Raw genomic sequence first — 4,006 nt, forward strand, 5'->3', positions numbered from 1 at the left:
GGCCTGGGAGGATTGCAAGCGAACACCGAGTGAGGTTGCGTTGTCGTCGCCCAACCGCAGTGCTCCCATGGTGAACGATGCGATCACCGCGTAGCCGCCGACTACTGCGACGGCGATGGCGACCGGCCACATCTGATTCCAGGTGGCACCGTTGAGTGAACCGTTGAGCCACACCTGTGCGCGAGAAGCGTCGTTGATGTCCGCCGAGATGAGGAGCCATCCCGTCGCTGCCACCAGCATGGCGTTGATGCCGATACCGATCAGGATGAGGCGGAACCCCTCGACGCCCTTGCGCCACGCCAGGGCGTAGATCACCACTGCTGTCAGTAGGCCGCCGCAGAGTGCAGCCAACGGAATCCCCAGTGTGGCAAGCAGTCCCACGAACGACCCGCCACCACCGAGCACGATGAGAGCAACCGCGGCAGCACTCGATCCGGCCGTGATTCCGAGGATGTCGGGGCTGGCGAGGGCGTTGCGAGCGATCGTCTGGGTGACCGCACCGGCAATGCCGAGTGCCATACCGATGAAGAGTGCGGTGAGCGATCGAGGAAGTCGGAGGTCGAAGACGATCAGGTTCTGTGTCTTGCTTCCATTACCGAGCAGGACGGAAATGACATCGGGGATCGAGATCGGATAGTCGCCGCGTCCGATGTTGATGCAGAGCAGAAGGAAGAGTGCGACCGCGAGGGCAATGCACACCGACACCGCGAGTGGACGGTAGACCAGCGAGAATCCACCGATACGAATCGACTTACGTGAGGGGACGGTCCGGGGGAGTACCCGGAGTTCTTGCTTGAGCGTCACAGACTTGCCAACTTCCTGCGGCGTACGAGAGCGATGAAGAACGGGGCGCCGAAGAGGGCCAGGATGATTCCGACCTGCAACTCGCCGGGGCGCACGACTACGCGACCGATGATGTCCGCGGTGATCAGCATGACCGCACCGAGCAAGCCCGCGTACGGGACCAGCCAGCGGTAGTCGGGTCCGGTGATGGCCCGGGCCACGTGAGGGACCACCAAACCGATGAACGCGATCGGACCACACGCCGCGGTGGCGGCGCCGGTCAGCAGGGTGATCGCGATGATGCCGAGTGTGCGACTGAACGCGATGTTCGTTCCCAAGGCTTTTGCGACGTCTTCACCCAAGCTGAGGACGTTGAGCCCCGGCGTACTTGCCAAGGCGATGACCAAACCGAGTATCAGGAAGGGGAGGACCTGCCAGAGGACGTCGAACCCGCGACCGGACACCGACCCGACTACCCAGAAACGGTAGGCGTCCAGACTGGTCTGGTCGAGGATGATCACGGCATTGGTCATGGCTTGCAGGAAGAACGCGACGGCTGCGCCCGCCAGAGCCAGACTCAGAGGACTCGCGCCGCCGTTTCCGATGGAGGACAAGCCGAAGACGACGATGCTGGCGACGAACGATCCTGCAAACGCGAACCAGAGGTACTGACTCGGTGCGGTGAAGCCGAAGAGATAGATCGCCATGACTACGAAGAAAGCCGCGCCGGCGTTGAGGCCGAGTAGTCCGGCATCTGCCAACGGGTTACGCGTGTGTCCCTGAATCAGGGCGCCGGCGATACCGAGTGCGATGCCGACGACAAGACCCAGGATGGTCCGCGGAGCGCGCAACGTTCGCACGATGATGTCCGTCTGGGTGCCGTCCGAACTGAAGATGGCGTGGAAGATCTCGGCAAACGTCAGCGGACGTGCGCCCACCGCGATGCTCGCGAGCATGACGAGCGCGAGAAGAACCGTGAGCACCGCGAGACCGATCAGCCGGCGTCGACGAGTTGCCCCGACGCTGTTGTCGCGCGCGAGTTCCTCGAACCCTTCTTCGCGCGCCGTGCTTTCACGGACCACCTCGATACCGGTTCGATCGAACGGCCTGCGCAGAGCTCGGCGAACACCGATGGGCTGCTTTGTCTTCGCGTCACGCGTGACCAGACCTACCCATCCCTTTCCCGAGGTCCGGCCTGTGGCACCTTCGCGGAATCCCAGGTTCCACACGAGGAGACCAACGGCAATGGCTATTGCCGTCCCACCGAATACTGCGCGGTCGGCTTCGCCGCCACCGTTCTCGTCTCGGAGCGACTGAACGACGTACCAGCCGACGAGCAACGGAAGCAGGAACACCCCCGCGTCGAAAATCCCAGCTAGAACACGCATTCGGACAGGAGCCGGGCCGCGCGGCACTATGCGCCGTCCGTACGTCTCGCTGGGTCCTCGGGGATGTCCGTTCCCGAGCGGTTTGATCATCGTCACTGGCGGTTCGAGCTCCTGGTCTTTGTGCGCAGGGAATTCGCATCTTAGGTTACGGAACCCTATGTGGGTGCGCTCCCTGCGGGGCAAGTTCCTGTGAATATGCGGTGCCCAGTGTCACAGTTCTTTACTCTTGAATTATGGTGAGGCTAACCTACATTAAGAACCACAAGACAACTTCGGCCGATTGGAGTGCACGGTGACAATCACCTTGACCACCCAGCATGCGGATGTTCGTGAATTCGAACTCCGGTCGAACGCATTGAGCCGCACCAGCGTTCGCCTACGAGCACTCAACCCTGACTACCCGCGCGTCTACGCGGTTGCCGCCATGTCAGGTGAAGGCAAACGGCGTTGGTGGCAGTTGAGTGAAGGCTTGTGCGGGGATCGGGTGCATCAGATGTTCGCCCGCTCGCTCCAGGATCTCGACAGTGCCGAAGCTGCGGCGATACAGGTCGCAACATCACTGATTCACGCTGTGGTCGGCAGGGTTGCCGCATCGATCGTCTCCGAAGGTGCCGCTTGGGATCCAGGCCTCGAGAACCTGTTCATCCACATGGACAGCGACGGCGGTATCGACTGGGCCGGGGTGATCGACGAAACTCTGCGCGTTGCGCCGAACGGACGGGAGTCCGGCAGTGACGGCGTCGTCGACATGCCATGCGAAGAAGCGCTCCTCGTCTGGACCGCGCACCGTTGCCTGACCTCGCTACGGGCGATCTACGACGCCGTCTCCAGGTGTGCGCCCGTCGACCAGTTCAGATTCTGGGGCTTGGTAGGGGAGTCGATCCTGGGCGCAGCGGCATATGTCCCCATCTTGGCCGGCGGGGGCGAATCAGCCGCTCAGCGCCGTGGGCAGGGGCTGCTGGACGCCTTTGTCGCCGCAGGGCTGCCCGTGCGTGCACGCCGCAAGGTCTCGCTGCGTCCTCGTTGGAACCAGTTCGACGAAGGGCTTGCTAAATTAGGTCAGCCTTGCCTATGATTGTGGAGCACCACGCGGAGAGCTACACCCCGCGAGAGTGACGAAACTGCCGGACCGCGCCGGAGTCCTGAGGGCTGCAGAGACTCCCGGTCCTTCCCACGGCGGGTTTCACATCGAATGATGTGAAACCCGCCGGTTCTTTTTCCAGACCTGATTCCAAGCTCGAGTTACCTCTCGTGTAATCAGGTAGGGAGTGGCAGCCACACCGGCGCCAGAGAATCACAGATGGAGATGGCATGGTCGACACTGCTGAGACCGCAGAGATGATGAAACGGCTCGGAACGGGCTTCGACGCCACCATCGGCCTGGAATACACCGAACTGAGCCCAGATCGCGTGCGGGCGCAATGGACCGTCAAGCCCACGTTGCACCAGCCCGCCGGGATTCAGCACGGCGGCGTGTACTGCTCGGTCGTGGAGTCACTCGCCAGCGTCGGTGGCACCGTGTGGCTGGGCGAGCGAGGACACGTGGTCGGAGTCAACAACAACACCGACTTCCTGCGCGCAACGCGGGAGGGCACTCTCACCGCTGAAGCCACCCCGATTCATCGCGGACGCACCCAGCAACTCTGGGAAGTTCGCATCACCGACGAGAACGACCGACTCGTTTCCAAGGGACAGGTTCGCCTCGCGAACATCACCGAGGTGGCGAAGATCGGAAACTGACCACACGGCAGTCGATCGAATGACGGAGGGGGGGGGGTGTGTGGGGCTGACCCCGCCCCCGCCCCCGGGGGCGCCTGTGGTTGTTGGGCCGGCGG

At 62.9% G+C, this 4,006-nt stretch carries 4 protein-coding genes; 2 read left to right on the plus strand and 2 right to left on the minus strand.

Annotation, left to right across the window (positions count from 1 at the left end; all coding sequences use genetic code 11):
* Together RWT78_RS28515 and RWT78_RS28520 are read right to left on the minus strand one after the other, a co-directional pair.
* Positions 1 to 804 (minus strand): iron chelate uptake ABC transporter family permease subunit (locus tag RWT78_RS28515; RefSeq protein WP_314682693.1); only part of this gene is annotated, 804 nt, incomplete at its 3' end.
* The gene (locus RWT78_RS28520; RefSeq protein WP_073512408.1) at positions 801 to 2,261 is read right to left on the minus strand and encodes an iron ABC transporter permease; all 1,461 of its coding nucleotides are present in this window, start codon (positions 2,259 to 2,261) and stop codon (positions 801 to 803) included. The genes RWT78_RS28520 and RWT78_RS28515, both read right to left, overlap by 4 nt.
* A gap of 202 nt (positions 2,262 to 2,463) precedes the next feature.
* On the opposite strand from RWT78_RS28520, the gene RWT78_RS28525 reads away from it, so the two are divergent.
* Positions 2,464 to 3,246, plus strand: a complete 783-nt coding sequence (locus tag RWT78_RS28525) for a hypothetical protein (RefSeq protein WP_003944809.1) — start codon at positions 2,464 to 2,466, stop codon at positions 3,244 to 3,246.
* Between the two features lie 236 nt (positions 3,247 to 3,482).
* Positions 3,483 to 3,911 (plus strand): PaaI family thioesterase, encoded by a 429-nt coding sequence (locus RWT78_RS28530; protein ID WP_003945020.1) that lies wholly within the window; start codon positions 3,483 to 3,485, stop codon positions 3,909 to 3,911.
* The last annotated feature ends 95 nt before the right edge of the window (positions 3,912 to 4,006 follow it).

It is taken from the genome of uncultured Rhodococcus sp. (assembly GCF_963525155.1).
Classification (GTDB): Bacteria; Actinomycetota; Actinomycetes; order Mycobacteriales; family Mycobacteriaceae; genus Rhodococcus_F; species Rhodococcus_F qingshengii.

Excerpts from the sequence above, each read along its gene's own strand:
- RWT78_RS28520 (WP_073512408.1), bottom strand. The coding sequence starts at position 2,261 with ATGATCAAACCGCTCGGGAACGGACATCCCCGAGGACCCAGCGAGACG.
- RWT78_RS28530 (WP_003945020.1), top strand. The coding sequence starts at position 3,483 with ATGGTCGACACTGCTGAGACCGCAGAGATGATGAAACGGCTCGGAACG.